At 72.1% G+C, this 19556-nt stretch carries 22 protein-coding genes; 18 read left to right on the top strand and 4 right to left on the bottom strand.

The annotated features are described in order from the left end of the window. Window positions 1-157 precede the first annotated feature (157 nt). From prfA to AC1Q5D_RS03585, 15 genes are all read left to right on the top strand, one after another. Complete coding sequence (prfA, locus tag AC1Q5D_RS03655; RefSeq protein ID WP_481737208.1) at window positions 158-1240, top strand: peptide chain release factor 1; 1083 nt, start codon at window positions 158-160, stop codon at window positions 1238-1240. A gap of 4 nt (window positions 1241-1244) precedes the next feature. Continuing rightward, window positions 1245-2135: a peptide chain release factor N(5)-glutamine methyltransferase gene (prmC, locus tag AC1Q5D_RS03650; protein ID WP_481737207.1), complete on the top strand. Its 891-nt coding sequence runs from the start codon at window positions 1245-1247 to the stop codon at window positions 2133-2135. Further along, window positions 2132-2863 (top strand): L-threonylcarbamoyladenylate synthase, encoded by a 732-nt coding sequence (locus AC1Q5D_RS03645; protein ID WP_481737206.1) that lies wholly within the window; start codon window positions 2132-2134, stop codon window positions 2861-2863. Before prmC ends, AC1Q5D_RS03645 begins: the two co-directional genes overlap by 4 nt. Beyond that, window positions 2860-3972, top strand: coding sequence for an MraY family glycosyltransferase (locus AC1Q5D_RS03640; RefSeq protein WP_481737205.1), 1113 nt, complete (start codon window positions 2860-2862; stop codon window positions 3970-3972). Before AC1Q5D_RS03645 ends, AC1Q5D_RS03640 begins: the two co-directional genes overlap by 4 nt. A gap of 101 nt (window positions 3973-4073) precedes the next feature. Then, window positions 4074-4562, top strand: a complete 489-nt coding sequence (locus tag AC1Q5D_RS03635) for a Cg1360 family ATP-synthase-associated protein (RefSeq protein ID WP_481737204.1) — start codon at window positions 4074-4076, stop codon at window positions 4560-4562. Next, entirely contained in the window at window positions 4559-4810 is a 252-nt protein-coding gene (locus AC1Q5D_RS03630; protein ID WP_481737203.1) for a hypothetical protein, read from the top strand. The genes AC1Q5D_RS03635 and AC1Q5D_RS03630 overlap by 4 nt, the downstream gene beginning before the upstream one ends. An 86-nt stretch (window positions 4811-4896) precedes the next feature. After that, entirely contained in the window at window positions 4897-5709 is an 813-nt protein-coding gene (gene atpB, locus AC1Q5D_RS03625; RefSeq protein WP_481737202.1) for a F0F1 ATP synthase subunit A, read from the top strand. A 74-nt stretch (window positions 5710-5783) separates the two neighbouring features. Continuing rightward, on the top strand, window positions 5784-5987 hold the full coding sequence (atpE, locus tag AC1Q5D_RS03620) for an ATP synthase F0 subunit C (RefSeq protein ID WP_005268527.1): 204 nt from the start codon (window positions 5784-5786) through the stop codon (window positions 5985-5987). A gap of 49 nt (window positions 5988-6036) precedes the next feature. Further along, complete coding sequence (locus tag AC1Q5D_RS03615; RefSeq protein WP_481737201.1) at window positions 6037-6588, top strand: F0F1 ATP synthase subunit B; 552 nt, start codon at window positions 6037-6039, stop codon at window positions 6586-6588. After that, the gene (locus AC1Q5D_RS03610) at window positions 6588-7403 is read left to right on the top strand and encodes a F0F1 ATP synthase subunit delta (protein ID WP_481737200.1); all 816 of its coding nucleotides are present in this window, start codon (window positions 6588-6590) and stop codon (window positions 7401-7403) included. The genes AC1Q5D_RS03615 and AC1Q5D_RS03610 overlap by 1 nt, the downstream gene beginning before the upstream one ends. A 109-nt stretch (window positions 7404-7512) precedes the next feature. Beyond that, a complete protein-coding gene (atpA, locus tag AC1Q5D_RS03605; RefSeq protein WP_481737199.1) occupies window positions 7513-9150 on the top strand; it encodes a F0F1 ATP synthase subunit alpha in 1638 nt (545 codons plus the stop codon). A gap of 69 nt (window positions 9151-9219) precedes the next feature. After that, window positions 9220-10113: a F0F1 ATP synthase subunit gamma gene (locus tag AC1Q5D_RS03600; protein WP_481737198.1), complete on the top strand. Its 894-nt coding sequence runs from the start codon at window positions 9220-9222 to the stop codon at window positions 10111-10113. 42 nt (window positions 10114-10155) lie between these two features. Continuing rightward, the gene (gene atpD / locus AC1Q5D_RS03595) at window positions 10156-11613 is read left to right on the top strand and encodes a F0F1 ATP synthase subunit beta (protein ID WP_481737197.1); all 1458 of its coding nucleotides are present in this window, start codon (window positions 10156-10158) and stop codon (window positions 11611-11613) included. Window positions 11614-11615: 2 nt separating this feature from the next. Beyond that, a complete protein-coding gene (locus AC1Q5D_RS03590; RefSeq protein WP_481737196.1) occupies window positions 11616-11900 on the top strand; it encodes a F0F1 ATP synthase subunit epsilon in 285 nt (94 codons plus the stop codon). Between the two features lie 7 nt (window positions 11901-11907). Then, complete coding sequence (locus tag AC1Q5D_RS03585; protein WP_481737195.1) at window positions 11908-12339, top strand: DUF2550 domain-containing protein; 432 nt, start codon at window positions 11908-11910, stop codon at window positions 12337-12339. A gap of 64 nt (window positions 12340-12403) precedes the next feature. Here the strand turns inward: AC1Q5D_RS03585 and AC1Q5D_RS03580 are convergent, their stop codons facing one another. From AC1Q5D_RS03580 to nucS, 3 genes are all read right to left on the bottom strand, one after another. Then, window positions 12404-12607, bottom strand: a complete 204-nt coding sequence (locus tag AC1Q5D_RS03580) for a cold-shock protein (protein ID WP_481737194.1) — start codon at window positions 12605-12607, stop codon at window positions 12404-12406. A gap of 236 nt (window positions 12608-12843) precedes the next feature. Then, window positions 12844-14073, bottom strand: coding sequence for an N-acetylglucosamine-6-phosphate deacetylase (locus tag AC1Q5D_RS03575; protein ID WP_481737193.1), 1230 nt, complete (start codon window positions 14071-14073; stop codon window positions 12844-12846). Between the two features lie 52 nt (window positions 14074-14125). Next, complete coding sequence (gene nucS / locus AC1Q5D_RS03570) at window positions 14126-14821, bottom strand: endonuclease NucS (protein ID WP_481737192.1); 696 nt, start codon at window positions 14819-14821, stop codon at window positions 14126-14128. A 55-nt stretch (window positions 14822-14876) separates the two neighbouring features. Between nucS and AC1Q5D_RS03565 the strand changes: the two genes are divergently transcribed. After that, on the top strand, window positions 14877-15209 hold the full coding sequence (locus AC1Q5D_RS03565; protein ID WP_481737191.1) for a hypothetical protein: 333 nt from the start codon (window positions 14877-14879) through the stop codon (window positions 15207-15209). Window positions 15210-15252: 43 nt separating this feature from the next. Here AC1Q5D_RS03565 and AC1Q5D_RS03560 read toward each other — a convergent pair whose 3' ends face one another. Next, window positions 15253-16575: an AI-2E family transporter gene (locus AC1Q5D_RS03560; protein WP_481737190.1), complete on the bottom strand. Its 1323-nt coding sequence runs from the start codon at window positions 16573-16575 to the stop codon at window positions 15253-15255. A gap of 205 nt (window positions 16576-16780) precedes the next feature. On the opposite strand from AC1Q5D_RS03560, the gene AC1Q5D_RS03555 reads away from it, so the two are divergent. Continuing rightward, a complete protein-coding gene (locus tag AC1Q5D_RS03555) occupies window positions 16781-18460 on the top strand; it encodes a DUF8094 domain-containing protein (RefSeq protein ID WP_481737189.1) in 1680 nt (559 codons plus the stop codon). Between the two features lie 96 nt (window positions 18461-18556). Beyond that, window positions 18557-19537, top strand: coding sequence for a co-chaperone YbbN (locus AC1Q5D_RS03550; protein ID WP_481737188.1), 981 nt, complete (start codon window positions 18557-18559; stop codon window positions 19535-19537). The last annotated feature ends 19 nt before the right edge of the window (window positions 19538-19556 follow it).

Below are 19556 nucleotides of genomic sequence, written 5' to 3'. Positions count from 1 at the left end.
AAAACAACCTGGGTCACAAGAAAGGGGGGGGAGGGTTCGGGGACCCTAGCGGGGAACCCGACCGGTCCGCCGCGGGCGCCGCGCCGTTAACGCCTGCGCGGGCCCCGGCCCGCGTTCCCTACACTTGAAGCAGCCGCAGCGAAAGAAGTAGACCACCATGTTCGAGTCCGTCCAGGGCCTGCTCGACGAGCACGCCGCGCTCCAGAAGGAGCTCTCCGACCCCGCCGTGTACCAGGACCAGGCCCGGGCCCGGAAGCTGGGCCGGCGCAGCGCCGAGCTCAACGGCATCGTCGAGGCGTACCGCCGCTGGAAGCAGCTCGGCGACGACCTGGAGGCGGCGCGGGAGATGGCCGCCGAGGACCCGGACTTCGCCGCGGAGGTCGAGGAGCTGCAGGAGCAGCTGCCCGCGGCGCAGGAGCGGCTGCGGCGCCTGCTCATCCCGCGCGACCCCAACGACTCCCGCAACGTGATCCTCGAGGTCAAGGGCGGCGAGGGCGGCGACGAGGCCGCCCTGTTCGCCGCGGACCTGCTGCGCATGTACACGCGCTTCGCCGAGTCCCGGGGCTGGAAGACGGAGATGATCTCCTACACGGAGTCCGACCTGGGCGGCTACAAGGACGCGCAGGTCGCGATCAAGGGCAGCTCCAACGACCCCGCGGAGGGCGTCTACGCCCACCTGAAGTTCGAGGGCGGCGTCCACCGCGTCCAGCGCGTGCCCGTCACGGAGTCGCAGGGCCGGATCCACACGTCCGCCGCCGGCGTCCTGGTCCTGCCGGAGGTCGACGAGCCGGAGGAGATCGACATCCACGCCAACGACCTGAAGATCGACGTGTACCGCTCCTCGGGCCCGGGCGGCCAGTCGGTGAACACGACCGACTCCGCGGTGCGCATCACGCACCTTCCCACCGGCATCGTCGTCGCCATGCAGAACGAGAAGTCGCAGCTGCAGAACCGCGAGGCCGCGATGCGCGTCCTGCGCTCGCGCCTGCTCGCCCACCAGCAGGAGCAGATCGACGCCGAGAACTCGGCCGCCCGCGCCTCGCAGGTGCGCACCATGGACCGCTCCGAGCGCATCCGCACGTACAACTTCCCCGAGAACCGCATCGCGGACCACCGCACCGGCTACAAGGCCTACAACCTCGACGCCGTCATGAACGGCGACCTGGGGCCCGTCATCCAGTCCTGCATCGAGATGGACGAGCAGGACCGGCTGGAGGCCATCGGCGGGGACCAGAACTAGGCCGGTGGGGGAGTCCGGCTCGCTCGAGCAGGCGCTGCGCGCCGCGACCCAACGCCTGGCCGAGGCCGGCGTGCCCACCCCGCGCGCCGATGCGGAACTGCTCGCGGGACACCTGCTGGGCGCCTCGCGCGGGCGGGTGGCGGCGCTGGCCCTCGCCGGCGCACCGTCCCCGGACGGCCTCGCCGACCTGGTCGCCGAGCGGAGCCGGCGCATCCCGCTCCAGCACCTGACCGGAACCGCCCACTTCCGCCACCTCGAGTTGGCCGTCGGGCCCGGCGTCTTCGTGCCCCGCCCCGAGACCGAGGCCGTGGCGCAGCTGGCGATCGACGCGGCGAACGCGCTGGCCGCCGAGGGGCGCCGCCCCCGCGTCGTCGACCTCGGCACCGGATCCGGGGCCATCGCCGCGGCGGTCGCGAGCGAGGTGCCCGCGGCCGTGGTCACCGCGGTCGAGGTCAGCGGCCTGGCCGCCGCCTGGGCCGAGCGGAACCTCGCCCCCCACGGCGTGCGGCTGGTCCTCGCCGACCTGCGCGAGGCGCTGCTGGACGAGCCCGCCGGCTTCGACGTCGTCGTCTCCAATCCGCCCTACATCCCGCCCGACGCGGTCCCCGACGACGCCGAGGTGCGCGAACACGACCCCGAACTCGCCCTTTACGGGGGCGGGCCCGACGGGCTCGAGCTGCCGGCGGCCGTCGCTGCCGCGGCCCTGAGGCTCCTCGTCCCCGGGGGGCTCCTGGTCATGGAGCACGCCGAGGTGCAGGCGCCGGCCCTCGCCCGGATGCTGCGCCGCGGGGGCTGGGACGCCGTCTCCACCCACCCCGACCTGACCGGCCGCCCGCGCGCGACGTCCGCGCGTCGCCGGATCGACGACCCGCGAATGGAACAATGGACACCGTGAGCACCCGATTCGACTGCACCGACGAGGCCGTCCGCGCGGAGGGCATCGCCGCCGCGCGCGACGCGATCGCCGCCAAGGCCTGCGTGGTCCTGCCCACCGACACCGTCTACGGCATCGCCGCCGACGCCTTTTCGCCCCAGGCCGTCGCCACCCTCCTGGCCGCCAAGGGGCGCGGCCGGACGATGCCCCCGCCGGTCCTCATCGCGTCGCCGGCCACCCTCGACGGCCTCGCCACCGACGTGCCCGCCGGCGCCCGGGCGCTGGCCGAGCGCTTCTGGCCGGGCGCCCTGACCCTGATCCTCAACGCCCAGCCATCCCTGACCTGGGACCTCGGCGAGACCCGCGGCACCGTGGCGCTGCGCGTGCCCGACGACGAACTGGCCCGCGACCTGCTCCGCGAGACCGGCCCCCTGGCCGTCTCCTCCGCCAACCGCTCCGGGCAGCCGGCCGCCACGACGGCCGACGGCGCGGAGGCGCAGCTCGCCGAGTCCGTCGGGGTCTACCTCGACGGCGGGCCCCGGGGCGGGGGAGCGGCCGAGGCGCTGCCCTCCACGATCGTCGACTTCACGTCCGAGCCCCCGCGCGTCGTCCGCCAGGGCGCGGTGGCCCTGGAGGAGCTGCGGGCCGTGCTGCCCGGCGTCCTCGACGCGGACGGGCTGGGCCCGGACGACGACCCGGTCCAGCCGGATCCCCGGGAGGGTGGCGAGGGGGCCGCCGCGCCGCGATGAGGGTCTACCTGCTCCTGCTGGTGGTGGCGTTCGCCGTCTCGTTCACGCTGACGCCGCTGCTGCGCCGGGCCGGCACCCTCGTCGGACCAGCCCCCGTCCGCGACCGGGACGTCCATGCCGAGCCGATCCCGAAGCTCGGCGGCGTCGCCATGGTCGTCGCCGTCCTCGCCGGGCTCGGCCTGTCCTCGCAGCTGGAGTTCCTCGACGGGGTGTTCCGCGACCCCCGGACCGCCGTCGGCATCGCCGCCGCCATAGTGCTGGTGCTGGTCATCGGGATCGCCGACGACGCGTGGGACCTGCGCTGGTACGTCAAGCTCCTCGGGCAGACGGGGATCGGACTCGTGGTGGCCTGGTCGGGCATCCGCGTCGAGGCCCTGCCCGTGGGCTGGATCCACATCCCGAACCAGGGGGTCCAGGTCGCACTCACTGTGTTCCTCGTGGTGCTGACCATGAACGCGATCAACTTCGTGGACGGCCTCGACGGGCTCGCGGCGGGCATGGCCGCGATCGGCGCCGGCGCCTTCTTCATCTACGCCTACCTTTTGGCCCGCACCATCAACGAGTCAGACCACTCGAACCTCTCCGCGATGCTCATGGTGCTCCTGCTCGGGGCCTGCCTGGGCTTCCTGCCGCACAACTTCAACCCGGCCAGGATCTTCATGGGGGAGTCGGGCGCCATGCTGATCGGCCTGATGATGTCGGTCGCGGCCATCGCCGTCACGGCCGACCTCGGGGCCCTGAGCGGCTTCCGCTTCCGCAACGTGCCGGCCTACATGCCGATCCTGCTGCCGATCGCCGTGGTCCTGCTGCCGCTCGCCGACCTGTCCCTGGCCGTCGTCCGGCGCACGGCCGGGGGACGCTCTCCCTTCTCCGCGGACCGCGGCCACCTGCACCACAAGCTCATCGACGGCGGCTACACGCAGCGCCAGGCGGTCATGCTCCTGTACTGCTGGTCCGCGCTGGTCGCGTTCGGCGCGGTCAGCTTCAACTTCTTCGACTGGCGGATCCTCGTGCCGCTGCTGGCCGTGCTCCTGCTCGGCGCCGCCTACATCACGCTGAGGCCCTGGCTCGGCCGGACGCTCACGGGGCGCCGGCGTCGCATTCGGTAGCTGTTTCTATCTCGTGTAGAATTCCGGAGGGGCCCCACCCGGCGCCCCGACCAGCCCGCAGCGACTGCCGCGACACCGGGAACCCCCCAGGACGGACACGAATGACTGCCACAGCCAACAGGCCTAGGGCGCCGCGGCGCCCCCGGGTCCCGGGCCCCTCGCGCGGCCCGTGGCTGACGATCCTGCTGCGGTGCCTGGTGGCCTGCGGCACGGGAACGGCCCTGGCGGCCGCGGTGGCAGCCGTCGTCTCGGGCGCCCCCGCCGCGGCCAGCGTCGCGCTGGGCGCCGCCGTCGTCGCAGGGTTCTTCGGGCTCAGCCTCATCGTGGGGCACCTGGTGGGCCGCCGCAATCCGGCGGCCGCGCTGGGCGCGTTCATGGGCGGCTACCTGGTCAAGGTCGTCGTCCTCGGCGTCCTGGCCTTCACCTTCGACGCCCCGGCATGGCTGCACGAGCGGTGGTTCCCCGGAGCCGCCATCGGCGCCGTCGTGCTCTGGCAGGCGGTCGAGCTCTCGGCCTTCTCGCGCCTGCGCTTCCAGCTGTACACGGACCCGGCGGAGCCCGCCCCGGGGTCCGCGGGGAGCCCGGCATGAGTGGCGGCGGGGACCGCGAGCCCCGGCCCCTGGCCCCCCGAAAAGGCGGCCTGGCCCGCGACGTGGCGACGTATGTCGTCGGCGGGATCATCGCCTGGGGTTTGATAGGGTTGCTTCTGGACTTCCTGTTGCACACCCGCTGGATCTGGGTCGTGGGCGCCGCACTGGGCGCCGCTGCCGGATGGTATCTGGCGCTCCTCCACCGCAAGACCCGCGCCGAGGGGCGCGGCCGGCGCGGAGACCCGTAACAGACCGCACAACTTCATCGGGTGGAGAACGCCGACGGCGAACCGCCCCCATGCCCAAAGACGGACATCTGCAGAGAGGAAACGCGTTGATCGCGCTTGCGCTTCCGGCGGCCACCACAGAAGAAGAGGGTGGGTTCCAAGCTCCCGGCCTCGCCGACATGCACCTTCCCGAGCTCCTCCCGTGGGGCGCCGAGTACGGAACGGGCTTCGGCAAGCAGATGCTGCTGGTCCTCCTGTCCGTTGCCCTGATCTCGTGGTTCTTCATGGCGGCCTCCCGCCGCGGCCAGCTGGTCCCCGGCAAGCTGCAGTTCCTGGGCGAGGCGTCCTACAACTTCGTCCGCAACTCGGTGGGCAAGGACGTCATCGGCGAACGCGAGTTCCGGCCCTTCATCCCGATCCTCGTGGCGCTGTTCTTCTTCATCCTGGTGAACAACCTCTTCGGGTCCATCCCGCTCCTGCAGATCCCGACGCCGTCCCACGTGGGCACGGCCTACGCGCTGGCCGGCATCGTCTACGTGCTCTGGATCTTCCTCGGCTTCAAGCGCCACGGGATCGGCTACCTCAAGCTGGCCACCGTCCCGTCCGGCGTGCCGAAGGCGATCCTCCCCCTGATCGTGATCATCGAGATCATCTCGAACTTCTTCGTCCGCCCGATCACGCACAGCCTCCGTCTGTTTGCGACCATGCTCTCCGGGCACCTGATCATCATGCTGTCGGCCGCGGGCACCGAGTTCCTCATGCTCGAGGGCGACGGCCTCATGAAGGGCCTCGGCGTCCTGACGTTCGCCGGCGGCGTGGGCATGTACCTCTTCGAGATCCTGATCCAGGTCCTGCAGGCCTACGTGTTCGTCCTGCTGACCGCGATCTACATCCAGGGCTCGCTCGTCGACGAGCACTAGTCTTCCCCGCCGGGGAATTAATAGAACCAACAACCTGTCCTCTGGTTCCCGGGGGGCATCTTGAAAGGAAGAAAATGGAAGGCAATCTCAACCTCGTCGGTTACGGTCTGTCCGCGATCGGCGGTGCCATCGGTGTGGGCCTCGTGTTCGCCGCCTACATCAACGGCGTTGCCCGTCAGCCGGAGGCCCAGCGCGTCCTGCAGCCCATCGCGTTCCTCGGCCTGGCCCTGACCGAGGCCCTCGCCATCCTGGGTCTGGTGTTCGCCTTCGTCCTCTAACCCGGACGAAAGCGCACATTCCACACCGAGTAGATTGGACGGGTGAGATATGAATCAGGCACTGATCCTCGCCGCCGAGGAGGGCGTTAACCCCCTGATCCCCAACATCTGGGAGATCGTGGTGACGCTGGCCGGCTTCGCCGTTCTGCTCTTCATCGTCACGAAGTATGTCGTTCCGGCATTCGAGAAGACCTACGAAGAGCGGTCCGCGGCGATCGAGGGCGGTATCGCGAAGGCCGAAGCGGCCCAGGCCGAGGCCAACGCCGCGCTGGAGGAGTACAAGCAGCAGCTGACCGACGCGCGCACCGAGGCCAACCGCATCCGCGAGGAGGCCCGCGCCGAGGGCGCCAAGATCCTGGCCGAGCTCAAGGAGAAGGCCGCGAGCGAGTCGGCCCGCATCACCGAGCAGGCCCATGTGCAGATCGAGGCCGAGCGGCAGAGCGCCGTCGCGTCCCTGCGCGGCGAGGTCGGCACCCTGGCGACCGAGCTGGCCAGCAAGATCGTGGGCGAGTCGCTCGCCGACGACGCCCGGGCGTCCCGCGTGGTCGACCGCTTCCTGGCCGATCTCGACGCCCAGCAGAGCGCAGGTGCGGCGAAGTAATGGCGGGTGTATCGAGCGAGTCCCTCGCCGCGGCGCAGCAGCGGCTTGACGCGCGCCTGCCGGGCGCCGGCCTGCAACTGTCCGAGGAGCTCTTCGGGGTCCTCGGCGTGCTGGACGGCAACGCCGGCCTGCGCCGTGCGCTGACCGACCCGACGCGGGACGGTCAGGAGAAGGCGGGTCTGGTGTCCCGGCTGGTCGGCGGCAAGGTGTCCGGCGAGGCGGAGGCCATCGTGGCCGAGCTCGCCGGCTCCCGCTGGTCCGATCCCCGCCACCTCGGGGACGCGCTGGAGACCCTGGCCGCTACCGTGGCCGTCTCGGTCGCGGAGCGCGAGAGCGGTTCCGCGGCCGGCCTGGAGGCGCTGGAGGAGGAGCTGTTCCGATTCAACCGGACGGTCGCCTCCAGCCACGACCTGCAGCGCGCCCTGGACGACACCCGGGCGAGCTCGGACGCCAAGGCCCAGCTGGCCCTGCGCCTGATGCCCGGTGCCGGCGAGCCCGCGCGCCTGCTCGTGCGGCAGGCCGTCACGGCGCCGCGCGGCCTGAAGCCCGCGGCCCTCGTGGAGCGTTTCGTGGAGCTGGTGGCTGCCCGCCAGCAGCGGTTCATTGCCAACGTCAGCGTCACCCGTCCGCTGGCGCCGGAGCAGCGCGACCGACTGCAGCAGGGCCTCAACCGCCTCTACGGCCGCGAGCTGAAGCTCAACGAGACCGTTGATCCCTCGCTCGTCGGGGGCATCCGCATCGAAGTGGGCGACGAAGTGGTGGACGCCTCCGCCGTGACGCGCCTGGCCGAACTCCGCCGGAGGCTGGTCGGCTAGGGCCCCTCAGGGCCCCAGCCACCGCCTCCGACCACAGACTGATTCACACACCGGCCGCCGCAGGCTTCACGCGGCGGCGGCCACCTATCTAGGAGAGCAGGGACAGCAGATGGCCGAATTGACCATCAATGCAGACGACGTCCGCAATGCCTTGACCGACTTCGCGGCGTCCTACCAGCCGGGCACCGCGGAGCGCGTCGAGGTCGGCCGCGTGACCACGGCCAGCGACGGCATCGCCAAGGTGGAGGGCCTTCCCTCCGTCATGGCCAACGAGCTGCTTCGTTTCGAGGACGGGACCCTGGGCCTGGCCCAGAACCTGGACACCCGCGAGATCGGCGTCGTCGTCCTGGGCGACTTCACCGGCATCGAGGAGGGCCAGGAGGTCCACCGCACCGGCGAGATCCTTTCCGTGCCCGTCGGCGACGCCTTCCTGGGCCGCGTCGTGGACCCGCTGGGCCAGCCGATCGACGACCTGGGCGAGATCCAGCCCGAGGGCCGCCGCGCGCTGGAGCTCCAGGCGCCGTCCGTGACCCAGCGCAAGTCGGTCCACGAGCCGCTGCAGACCGGCATGAAGGCCATCGACGCGATGATCCCGATCGGCCGCGGCCAGCGCCAGCTGATCATCGGCGACCGCCAGACCGGCAAGACCGCCATCGCCGTCGACGCCATCCTGAACCAGCGCGACAACTGGGCCTCGGGCGACGTGACCAAGCAGGTCCGCTGCATCTACGTGGCCATCGGGCAGAAGGCCTCGACGATCGCCGCAGTGCGCCAGACCCTCGAGGAGCAGGGCGCGCTCGAGTACACGACCATCGTCGCCTCCCCGGCCTCCGACCCGGCCGGCTTCAAGTACCTGGCCCCCTACGCGGGTTCCGCGATCGGCCAGCACTGGATGTACGGCGGCAAGCACGTCCTCATCGTGTTCGACGACCTGTCCAAGCAGGCCGAGGCGTACCGCGCCGTGTCCCTGCTGCTGCGCCGCCCGCCGGGACGCGAGGCCTACCCGGGCGACGTCTTCTACCTGCACTCCCGCCTCCTGGAGCGTTGCGCCAAGCTCTCCGACGAGCTGGGCGCCGGCTCGATGACCGGCCTGCCGATCATCGAGACCAAGGCGAACGACGTCTCGGCCTACATCCCGACCAACGTCATCTCCATCACCGACGGCCAGATCTTCCTGCAGTCGGACCTCTTCAACGCGAACCAGCGCCCGGCCGTGGACGTGGGCATCTCCGTGTCCCGCGTCGGCGGCGCCGCGCAGGTCAAGTCCATGAAGAAGGTCTCCGGCACGCTGAAGCTCGAGCTGGCGCAGTACCGCGACATGCAGGCGTTCGCCATGTTCGCGTCCGACCTGGACGCGGCGTCGAAGCAGCAGCTGACCCGCGGCGCCCGCCTGATGGAGCTGCTGAAGCAGCCGCAGTACACGCCGTTCCCGGTCGAGGAGCAGGTCGTGTCCATCTGGGCCGGCACCAACGGCCACCTGGACGACGTCCCGGTCGAGGATGTCCGCCGCTTCGAGGACCAGTTCCTCGAGCACCTGCGCCACCGCTCCGACGTCCTGACGACGCTGCGCGAGACCGGCAAGATCGAGGACTCCACCATCGAGGCGCTCGTCGCCGAGGTCACGGAGTTCAAGAAGGGCTTCTTCGGCGAGGGCGACGACCGGCTCGTCGCGGCCGGCCACGAGGAGCACGATCCGCTGGCCGGGGAGTCCGTCGACCAGGAAAAGATCGTCAAGCAGAAGCGCTGACACCGTTCCCCGCCGCGGCGCCGGCGCCGCCCGGCGCCGCGGGGACCGGGGGATAAGGAAAGGAAAAACATGGGAGCCCAGATTAGGGTCTACCGCCAGAAGATCGCCTCGACGTCGTCGATGCGCAAGATCTTCAAGGCGATGGAGCTGATCGCCACTTCCCGCATCGGCAAGGCGCGCAGCCGCGTCGCGGCCTCGCTGCCGTACGCCAATGCGATCACCCGTGCTGTTTCTGCCGTCGCTTCGCAGTCCGAGGTCGACCACCCGCTGACGACCGAGCCGGAGCAGATCCGCCGCTCGGCCGTGCTGATCATGACGAGCGACCGCGGCCTGGCCGGTGCCTACTCCGCGAGCGTCATCAAGCAGGCCGAGGCCCTCTTCGAGCTGCTGCGCGGCGAGGGCAAGGAAGTCAAGCCGTACCTGGTCGGCCGCAAGGCCCAGGCGTACTTCGACTTCCGCGGGCGCGAGTACGCGCGCGTCTGGACCGGTGGGACGGACGCCCCGGAGTTCGGGACCGCCCAGGAGATCGGCGCGGCCCTGCTGGAGGACTTCAACGCCCCCTTCGAGGAGGGCGGCGTCGACGAGATCCACGTGGTGTACACGCAGTTCAAGTCGATGGTCACCCAGGTGCCGACCGTGATCCGCCTGCTCCCGCTCGAGGTGGTGGAGGAGGAGGTCCCGAACGAGACCGACCTGCTGCCGCTGTACGAGTACGAGCCGGAGCCCGCGCAGGTGCTGGACGCGCTGCTGCCCCGGTACATCGAGTCGCGGATCTTCGCGGCCCTGCTGCAGTCGGCCGCCTCCGAGCTGGCCGCCCGCCAGCGGGCCATGAAGTCCGCGGGCGACAACGCCAGCGATCTGATCGAGAAGTACACGCGACTGCGCAACAACGCCCGCCAGGCGGAGATCACGCAGGAACTGACTGAGATCGTGGGCGGCGCCGACGCGCTGGCCGCGTCCTAGCCCACCACCCCGTCCCGCCAGAGACCAAGCGAAGTGAGAAAGATGACTGCCCAACTGAACGAGCAGGGAACCGCCTCGACGGCGGGGGCCACCGGCCGCATCGCCCGGGTGATTGGCCCGGTCGTCGACGTCGAATTCCCGGCCGACGCCCTCCCCGAGATCTACAACGCACTGACCGCGGAGATCACCCTCAACGGCCAGATCCACCCCATCACCTTCGAGACCAGCCAGCACCTGGGCGACAACCTGGTGCGCGCGATCTCCCTCCAGGCCACCGACGGCCTGGTGCGCGGCACCGTCGTGCAGGACACGGGGGCCCCGATCTCCGTGCCCGTCGGCGACGGAGTCAAGGGCCACATCTTCAACGTGCTCGGCCAGCCGCTGGACGTCGAGGAGTCCCAGCTGCAGATCACCGAGCGCTGGCCCATCCACCGGAAGGCCCCGAGCTTCGCGTCCCTCGAGGGCTCCACGGAGATGCTCGAGACCGGCATCAAGTCGATCGACCTCCTGACCCCGTACATCAAGGGCGGCAAGATCGGTCTGTTCGGCGGCGCCGGCGTCGGCAAGACCGTGCTCATCCAGGAGATGATCACCCGCGTGGCCCGCAACTTCGGCGGCACCTCCGTGTTCGCCGGCGTGGGCGAGCGCACCCGCGAGGGCAACGACCTCTGGGTCGAGATGGAGGAGGCGGGGGTCCTCAAGGACACCGCCCTCGTGTTCGGCCAGATGGACGAGCCGCCGGGAACGCGTCTGCGCGTGGCCCTGTCCGCCCTGACCATGGCGGAGTACTTCCGCGATGTGCAGAACCAGGACGTGCTGCTCTTCATCGACAACATCTTCCGGTTCACCCAGGCCGGCTCCGAGGTCTCCACGCTGCTGGGCCGCATGCCCTCGGCCGTGGGCTACCAGCCGAACCTGGCCGACGAGATGGGCCTCCTGCAGGAGCGCATCACGTCGACCAAGGGCCACTCCATCACGTCCATGCAGGCCATCTACGTGCCCGCGGACGACTACACGGACCCGGCCCCGGCCACGACGTTCGCCCACCTGGACGCCACGACCGAGCTCTCCCGCGAGATCGCGTCGCGCGGCCTGTACCCGGCGATCGACCCGCTGACCTCGACGTCGCGCATCCTGGACCCGCAGTACATCGGCCAGGACCACTACGACACCGCGGTCCGCGTCAAGCAGATCCTGCAGAAGAACAAGGAGCTGCAGGACATCATCGCGATCCTCGGCGTCGACGAGCTGTCCGAGGAGGACAAGATCGTCGTGGCCCGCGCGCGCCGCATCCAGCAGTTCCTATCGCAGAACACCTACACCGCCCTGCAGTTCACGGGCGTTGAGGGCTCGACGGTGTCCATCAAGGACACCATCGAGGGCTTCAAGGCCATCGCGGACGGCGACCTGGACCACGTGGCCGAGCAGGCGTTCTTCAACTGCGGCGGCCTCGACGACGTCGAGCGCGCCTGGGCCAAGATCCAGAAGCAGACGGCCTAGCCATGGCCGAGCTCGAGGTCGAGATCGTCGCGGCGGACCACTTCGTGTGGTCCGGCGCGGCGAGCATGGTCAAGGCACGCACCACCGACGGCGAGATCGGCGTCATGCCCGGCCACACCCCGGTGCTGGCCGTCATGGCCCCGGGCGAGCTGGCGGTCGTGCCGGTGCAGGGCTCGCGCTTCACCGTCCAGGCCGACGGCGGCTTCTTCTCCGTCGACAAGGACCGCGTGGTGATCGTCGCCGACAACGCGAGGATGGACGAGCCCGCCACGGCAGGAAACCGATAGTCCGGCCTTGGACGGGTTCGGCATCGCCCTCGTCGTCCTGGCCGCGGCCCTGCTGCTGGTCCTGATGACGCTCGGTGCCATGGGGCTGCGCCGCCACCAGCTGCGGCGCGCCCTCGGCACCTTCGACGCCTCCATCTCCACCGCCGAGGGGCGGTGGATGATGGGGGTTTGTCGTTATGCGGAGCGGGAGCTGGAGTTCCTCCGGCTCCTGTCGGTCTCCCCGGTTCCCACGCGCCGCTTCGAGCGGAGCGCGCTGCGCCTGCAGGGCTGGCGGCACCCCGGGCCGAAGGAGGCCGCGCGCGTCCAGCCGGACGCGGTCGTGGTCGAGCTGCAGCACCGGGGCGAGCGCGTCCTGCTGGCCATGGACTACGGCGCCTACACCGGCCTCAGTGCGTGGCTCGAGGCCGGTCCGGTGATCGGCGTGGGGACCTGGCGGTAGGCCGGTCCCGGACGCGAAGAGGGGCGCATCCCGTGCGGGATGCGCCCCTCTTCCGTGCCGCGGGTTAGAGCGACACGACGCCCGTGGCCTGGGGGCCCTTGGCGCCCTGGCCGATCTCGAACTCCACGCGCTGGTTCTCCTCCAGCGTGCGGAAGCCGTTGGACTGGATCTCGGAATAGTGGACGAAGACGTCGCCTTCGGCGCCGTCCGGGGTGATGAAGCCGAAGCCCTTCTCGGCGTTGAACCACTTGACCGTACCCTGGGCCATTTCTTCTCTCTTTCTGGCGTAACTGCTCGACGGCCGGAACGGTGCCCCGGCCGGGTGGTACCAGGGGGAGTCGGACCCGAGGGTTCGTGCTCCACACCCGCAACCTGCTTTGCGGGTATGACAAACACCAACACAAAGACTGAGTCCAGCATCACATACGCGTGTGACCGGAGCAATAACGGCGACGAAACGTGTCGCGAACTCGGGGCTGCGTCCGGGGGCTCCCGGGCCCGGGTCTAGCCGGCGGTCGGGACGGGCCGCCCGGCCCGGTAGACCGAATGCACGCCCAGCCCGGCGTCGAGCACCACGACGTCGGCGCGGAAGCCCTGGTGCAGCGAACCGACCTCGTCGGCGAGGCCCAGCACCTGGGCGGGGGTATCGGTGGCGCTGGCCACGGCGTCCTCGAGCGCGATCCCCGCCTCGGCCGCGGCGCGCACGACGTCGGCCAGCGGCGCGCCGCCGCCCGCGAGCGTGCCCGTGTCCGGCAGCGTCGGGATCCCACCCCGCGACTCAATGCGCAGCGGGCCGAGGGCGTACCTGCCGTCCGGCATTCCCGCGGCCGCGGTGCCGTCCGAAACCAGCACCAGGGCCTCGGGGCCCAGCAGCGCGAACAGCATCCGCACGGTCGCGGGGGCGAGGTGGCGGCCGTCGGCGATGACCTCCAGCACGGCCCGGCCCTGGGCGGCGGCCTCGAGGCACGCGCCCACGGCGCCGGGGGAGCGGTGGTGGAACGGCTCCATGCCGTTGAAGACGTGCGTGACGTAGGGGCGCTCGGTGTAGCCGTCGAAGCCGGCCGACGACAGCTGCTCGACGGCCAGCTCCAGGGAGTCCCGCGCGGCGTCCGCGTCCGCGGCCGTGTGGCCCGGCGAGGGGACCACGCCGTGGGTGGCCAGCTGCTGGACCAGAAGGTCCGCACCCTCGAGCTCGGGCGCGTAGGTCATGGTGCGCAGGTGCCCGCCGGCCGCCGCGACGAGCTCCTCGACGAAGGCCGGGTCCGGCGCGGTGAACGCGGACGCGTCGAGCGCGCCCGCGCGGGCCGGGGCGAGGTGGGGGCCCTCGGCGTGGATGCCGTGCACGAGCCCCTCGTCCGCGAGTGCGGACAGCCGGGCGGCGGCCTTAAGCATCTCCTCCGCGGGCGCCGCCGCGAGGCTGGCCATCAGCGTGGTGGTCCCGCGCTCGTTGAGCCAGGCGACGGCGCGGCGGGCGCCGTCGTCGTCGGCTCCCAGGAAGTCGGTGCCGAGGGCGCCGTGGCAATGCAGGTCCACGAAGCCGGGCACGAGGACCGCCCCGGCGGGCACGGGGGCGCGCGGCACGTCGGCCGGGGCCTCGGACTCGGGGCCGACCCAGTCGATCCGGTCGCCGTCGACGAGCACCGCGGCGGACTCCGTGGACGTCCCGTCGGAGACGATCCGGCCGGTGAGGAGGAAGGGGCCGGGGCCCGGGGCGTGGCGGGGAACCGTGGTCATGGTGCCCATCATAGGGGCGTGGCGCCCGCGGGGAACCCGCGCCGGCGGTCGGTCAGAAGAGGCGCGAGTCGCTGTCGTCGACGCCGCGCATCGCGTCGTAGTCCAGGACGAGGCACTCGATGCCCCGGTCCGTCGCGAGCGTCCTCGCCTGCGGCTTGATCTGCTGCGCCGCGAACACGCCGCGGACGGGCGCCAGCAGCGGGTCGCGGTTCATCAGTTCGAGGTAGCGGGTGAGCTGTTCGACGCCGTCGATGTCGCCGCGGCGCTTCAGCTCCACGGCGACGGTGCCGCCGTCGGCGTCGCGGGCGAGGATGTCGACGGGGCCGATCGCGGTCATGTACTCGCGGCGGACAAGCGTATGGCCGCTGCCGAGCAGTTCGATCTGCTCCGCGAGGAGGCGCTGGAGGTCGGCCTCGACGCCGTCCTTGATCAGGCCGGGGTCCATGCCGAGCTCGTGGGCGCTGTCGTGCTCGATGCCGTGGATGCGGATCACCAGCCGGTCGTCGCTCTTGGCGCGCGTGACGCGCCACACGGTCTCGACGCCGGCGGCGGCCTCCTCGTCGCCGGGGGCCTCCGTGCGCAGCGTCGCCGGGGCCGTCATCCAGTTCAGGGGCTTGTAGGAGCCGCCGTCGGAGTGGATCAGGACGGAGCCGTCGGCCTTGACCATGAGCAGCCGCTTGGCCAGCGGGAGGTGGGCGCGCAGGCGGCCCTCGTAGTCGACGGAGCAGCGGGCAATGACGAGACGCACGGCCCACACTCTACCCCGTGGGCGGGGTCGCCCCGGGCTGTGGCACAGTGGGGGCATGCCCCGCTCCAACCGTCCCCGGCGCCCCCAGCCGCGCCGCGGGCGGCGCGGTCCGGAGCCGGACGACGGCGGCGGCTGGCTCGCGCGCGCCGGCCTCGGTTTCGAGACGCTCCAGGAGGGGCCCGACGGCGCATGGCACGTGCGGCGCATCCCGGGTCCGCGCGCCGTGAAGGACTACACGTGCCCCGGCTGCGGGGGCGCCATCCGCCAGGGCACCGAGCACGTCGTGGCCTGGCGGGCCGACCACTGGATGGGCGACGAGTCCGCCGCGGCCGAGCGGCGCCACTGGCACGGGGCGTGCTGGTCCCGCCGGCGGCCGCCCCGCCTGTAGGGCAGCGCCCCCCGTCCGCGGGGCGTGCCTCCGCGGCCGTCGTTCAGAGCCGGTCCTGGCGCGGGACGAAGACCTCGCGCAGCAGCAGCATCGCGGCCGCCGCCGTCGGGATCGCCATGAGCGCGCCGGCGATGCCCATGAGGGCCCCGCCGGCGATGACGGCGATGACGGCGACCGCGCCGGGCACCGCGACCGCGCGCTGCATGACGCGCGGGGAGATGAAGTAGGCCTCGAACTGCAGGTACGCGAAGTAGAACAGCGCGTACAGCAGCGCGGTGCGCAGGTCCACGGTCAGCGCGAGCAGCGACACGAGCACGCCCGCCGTGACGGCGCCGATCAGCGGCACGAACGCCAGGAACGCCACCACGATCGCCAGCAGCAGGCTGAACGGGAGCCCCAGCACGGTCATGAGCACGAACGCGTACAGCGCGTTCAGGCCCGCGACGCAGGCCTGGCCGGTGACGTAGTGGCCCACCGAGCTCGTGATCTGCTCGGTGAGGACCTGCACGCGCGGCCGGCGCGATCGCGGGGCCAGGCGGTAGGACCAGGCCTTGAGCGCGGGCAGCGAGGCGAGGAAGTAGATCGCGAGGACGAGGACCGTCAGGGTGCCGAACATGGCCTGGGCGATCACCGTGCCCGCGCCGATCACCCCGCCGAAAAGTCCGCCGACGGCCGTCGAGTCCTCGAAGAACCGCTGGACCTCGCCCTCGATCCGGTCGCGGAGCTGGAACTGCCGGTCGACGGTCAGGAACGCGTCCGAGTTGAAGAACGCGTCCATGTAGTCCGGGATCCGCTCGACGAATTGCGTCGTCTGCGTGACCACGGTGGGGATCAGCGCGCCGAAGACCCCGGCGAACAGCGCGGCCAGCAGGAGCATGGCCGCCACGACCCCGGCGGGCCGCGGGACCCCGCGCCGCTCGAGGCCGCGCACGATGGGGTCCAGGCCGAGCGCGATGAACAGGGCGATGGTGATCCAGACGACGAGCTGCCCGACGTTCGTGATGACGAAGTAGCCGAGCAGGGCCAGCCCCACACCGACGGTCGCCATGAACCCCGTCTGGATGGGGTGGCGGTCGAGGCGGTAGGGCTGGCTCCGCTCGGCGGCCGAGCCTTCGCCCTCCGGCTCCGGGGGCATCCCGTAGCGCTGGCCGGGCCGCTGGCGGCGCGCGCCGACCGCGGCCATCAGCCGCGACACCGTGTGCACGCCCGTGCGGGGGGCCGGGCGGGAGCCGGCGGCGTGGCGCGCCCCGGGGGAGGCGTCGCCGCCGCCGGAGTTGGACTCCGGGGCGCCGGTTCCGCCGGGACCCTGGCCGGGGTCCGCGGGGCCACCCGGATCCGGGGGGTGACGTGCGTGATCGTTCTCCACAAGCGGGAGCCTACCCGGCCCCGGGGCGGCGCCCCGAGTCCCGCCGTCGGCGGGCGCCCACGGGCGCGGCCGTGGGATGCGGCACAGCGGGGAACCCTACCGGTAACCAATTCGTTACCATTGGATGGTGGGCTGGCGTGTCGTGTCGCGCTGCCGGCTGCCGCGAAGAAGACCGATCCCCCGAAACTCTACGAGGTTGTGGCCTGTGCGAATCCTGTTAGCTGTCCTGTCCATCCTGCTGGGCCTTGCCGGCCTGGTGGCGGGCATCGGGCAACGGACGTTCTGGGCGCCGCCCGAGACGGCGACGGCCAGCCTGTCCACGTCGCTCGAGGACGCGCCCCTGACCGTGATCGAGCCGAGCGTCGATGACATCCACGACGAACCCGTCGACGTCGAGATCTCCGGCGAGGGGGAGTTCACCGTCGCCCTCGGCCGCTCCGCGGACGTCGAGGCGTGGGTCGGCGACGCCGCGCACAACACCATCACCGGTGTGAACGCGGAGAACGGCACGCTCTTCGCCGAGCACACCGGAGGCGAGTCCTCCGTGCCGAACCCGGCGCGGTCCGACCTCTGGGTCGCCACCGAGACCGCCGAGGGGAGCCTGACGCACCAGTGGACCGAGCCGGCCGACGGCGACTGGTCCCTGCTCGTCGCCAAGGACGGCAAGGCGGCCGCCCCGACGGACATCACCGTGTCCTGGCCCAACGACGCCGGCACCCCCTTCGCGCTGCCCCTGATCATCGCCGGCGCGCTGCTCGTGGTCCTCGGCCTGGCCCTGCTCGTCCTGGGCCGCCGGGGCGGCGGCACCGGGCTGGCCGCCACGGAGCGCCGCGCCGACGACACGCAGCCGATCCAGCGCCCCACCCCGACCCGCATGGTGGCCGCCGGGCTGGCCGCCGCGGGCCTCGCCCTGGCCCCGGTCGGCGCGGCCACCGCCGCCCCGGAGTCGGGGTCCGCCGGCGCCGCATCGCCGTCCGGCCAGGCCGACGGCCAGGCCGCGCCGCCGATCCTCATCGAGCCGCAGATGGACCGCATCCTCGAGTCCGTGTCCCGCGCGGTGGCCACCGGCGACGAGGCCAAGGACGCGGACAAGCTCCGCTCCCGGGTCGCCGGCCACGCGCTGGCGATGCGCAAGACCAACTACGCCCAGCGCGCGGACGGCGTCGAGGTGCCCGCGCCCGCCGCCGTCCCGTCCGCGGTCCGCTCCACCGCCGTGCCCGCCGCGACCGACTGGCCGCGCACGTTCATCGCCGTGACCCAGGAGAACGAGAAGGAGCTGCCGCAGGCCCTGGTGCTCCGCCAGGAGAAGCCGCGCTCGAACTACCGGCTGATGTCCAGCATGTCGATCCTGCCCGGCCCCGGGTTCCCGGGCATCGCCGTCGGCGACACGTCGGTGCGCCGGCTGCCGGGCAACGCCCAGGGCCTCGTCTCCACGCCGCGGCAGGCCGTCGACCAGCTCGCCGCCTTCCTGGACGACCCCTCGCACCAGGCCAAGTCCAAGTTCGCAGAGAGCGTCTTCATCGAACAGACCCACGCCGCCCAGAAGGAGGTCCTCGAGGCCGACGGCAGCAGCGACGCGAACATCGACTTCAAGCGCTCCGTGGACGGCGACTCGGTCACGGCGCTGTCCACGCCCGACGGCGGTGCCCTCGTCTACGCCTACATCACGAGCACCATGACGATCGAGCCCAAGGAGGCCGGCGGCACCGTCGGGTTCGCGGACAAGCAGGCCGACAAGCTGGCCGGCGGCGGAACCACGACGGGCACCGCCAAGTCGACGTACGCCGAACCGGTCCTGCTGCGCGTCCCCGCGGAGGGCAGCGGCGAGAAGATCTCGCTCGCCGCCGGGGAGTCCGTGCTCCAGAGCGCCTCCCACGGCGGATAGTTCCCCGACCGGCGCCCGGGGCTCCGGCGGCCGGGCCGCCGACCCCCGCGGCCGTCCGCGAGCGCACCAGCCCTGCGACTGCATAAGGTAGGAGCCATGACGACTTCCGAAGAACCGACCGCACCGGCCGCCCGCGGCGCGGTGGACCTCTCGGCCCTGAACCGCCAGGCCGGTGGCGCCCCCTCCGGTGGCACGCCCTCCGGCGGCGCCCCCTCCGGCACCCCGTCCGGCGCCGCCCCGGGCACCGGGGCCGGCGGCAGCTGGGTCCGCTCCGTCGACCAGGAGGGGTTCCCCGAACTGGTCCAGCTCTCGAGCCGCGTGCCCGTGGTCGTGTCGCTGGGCAGCGCGTCGGTGCCCGCCTCGGCCGAGCTCGATGCCGCGGTCGGCCGCGTGGTCGACTCCTATGGCGGCCGGCTCGTCCTGGCGACCGTGGACACCGACCGCGACGCCGCGATCGCCCAGGCGTTCCGCGTCCAGCAGATCCCCGCCGTGGTCGCCATGGTCAACGGGCAGCCGGTGCCGCTGTTCCAGGGCGCCATGCCGGAGGAGCAGCTCCGTTCGCTGCTCGACGAGCTGCTGGCCCTGGCCCTGCAGCACGGCGTCTCGGGCTCCGTGCCCCCGCTCGCGTCCGCGGACCCGGACGCCGCGCCGGAGGAGGCGCCGCTGCCCCCGCTGCACCAGGAGGCGCACGACGCGATCGAGGCGGGGGACTACGACGCGGCGGCCGCCGCGTTCCGCAAGGCCCTCGCCGAGAAGCCGAACGACACGGACGCCGAAACCGGCCTCGCGCACGTCGGGCTGCTGCGCCGCACCCGGGACCTGGACCTGAACGTCGCCCGCGACGCCGCCGCCGCGAACCCCGACGACGTCGACGCCCAGCTGGCCGTGGCCGACCTGGACGTCAGTGGCGGCCACGTGGAGGACGCCTTCCGCCGCCTCGTGGGGCTCGTGGGCCGGACGGCCGGCGACGAGCGCGAGCGCGTGCGGGCCCGGCTCATCGAGCTCTACGCCGTCGTCGGGACGCAGGACCCGCGGGTGGCGGCCTCGCGCCAGGCGCTGGCGCGCGTGCTCTTCTAGCGCCCCGGCCGGCCCCGAG

The organism is Arthrobacter paludis, assembly GCF_056782315.1.
This window is presented reverse-complemented; position numbering and strand designations above follow the sequence as displayed.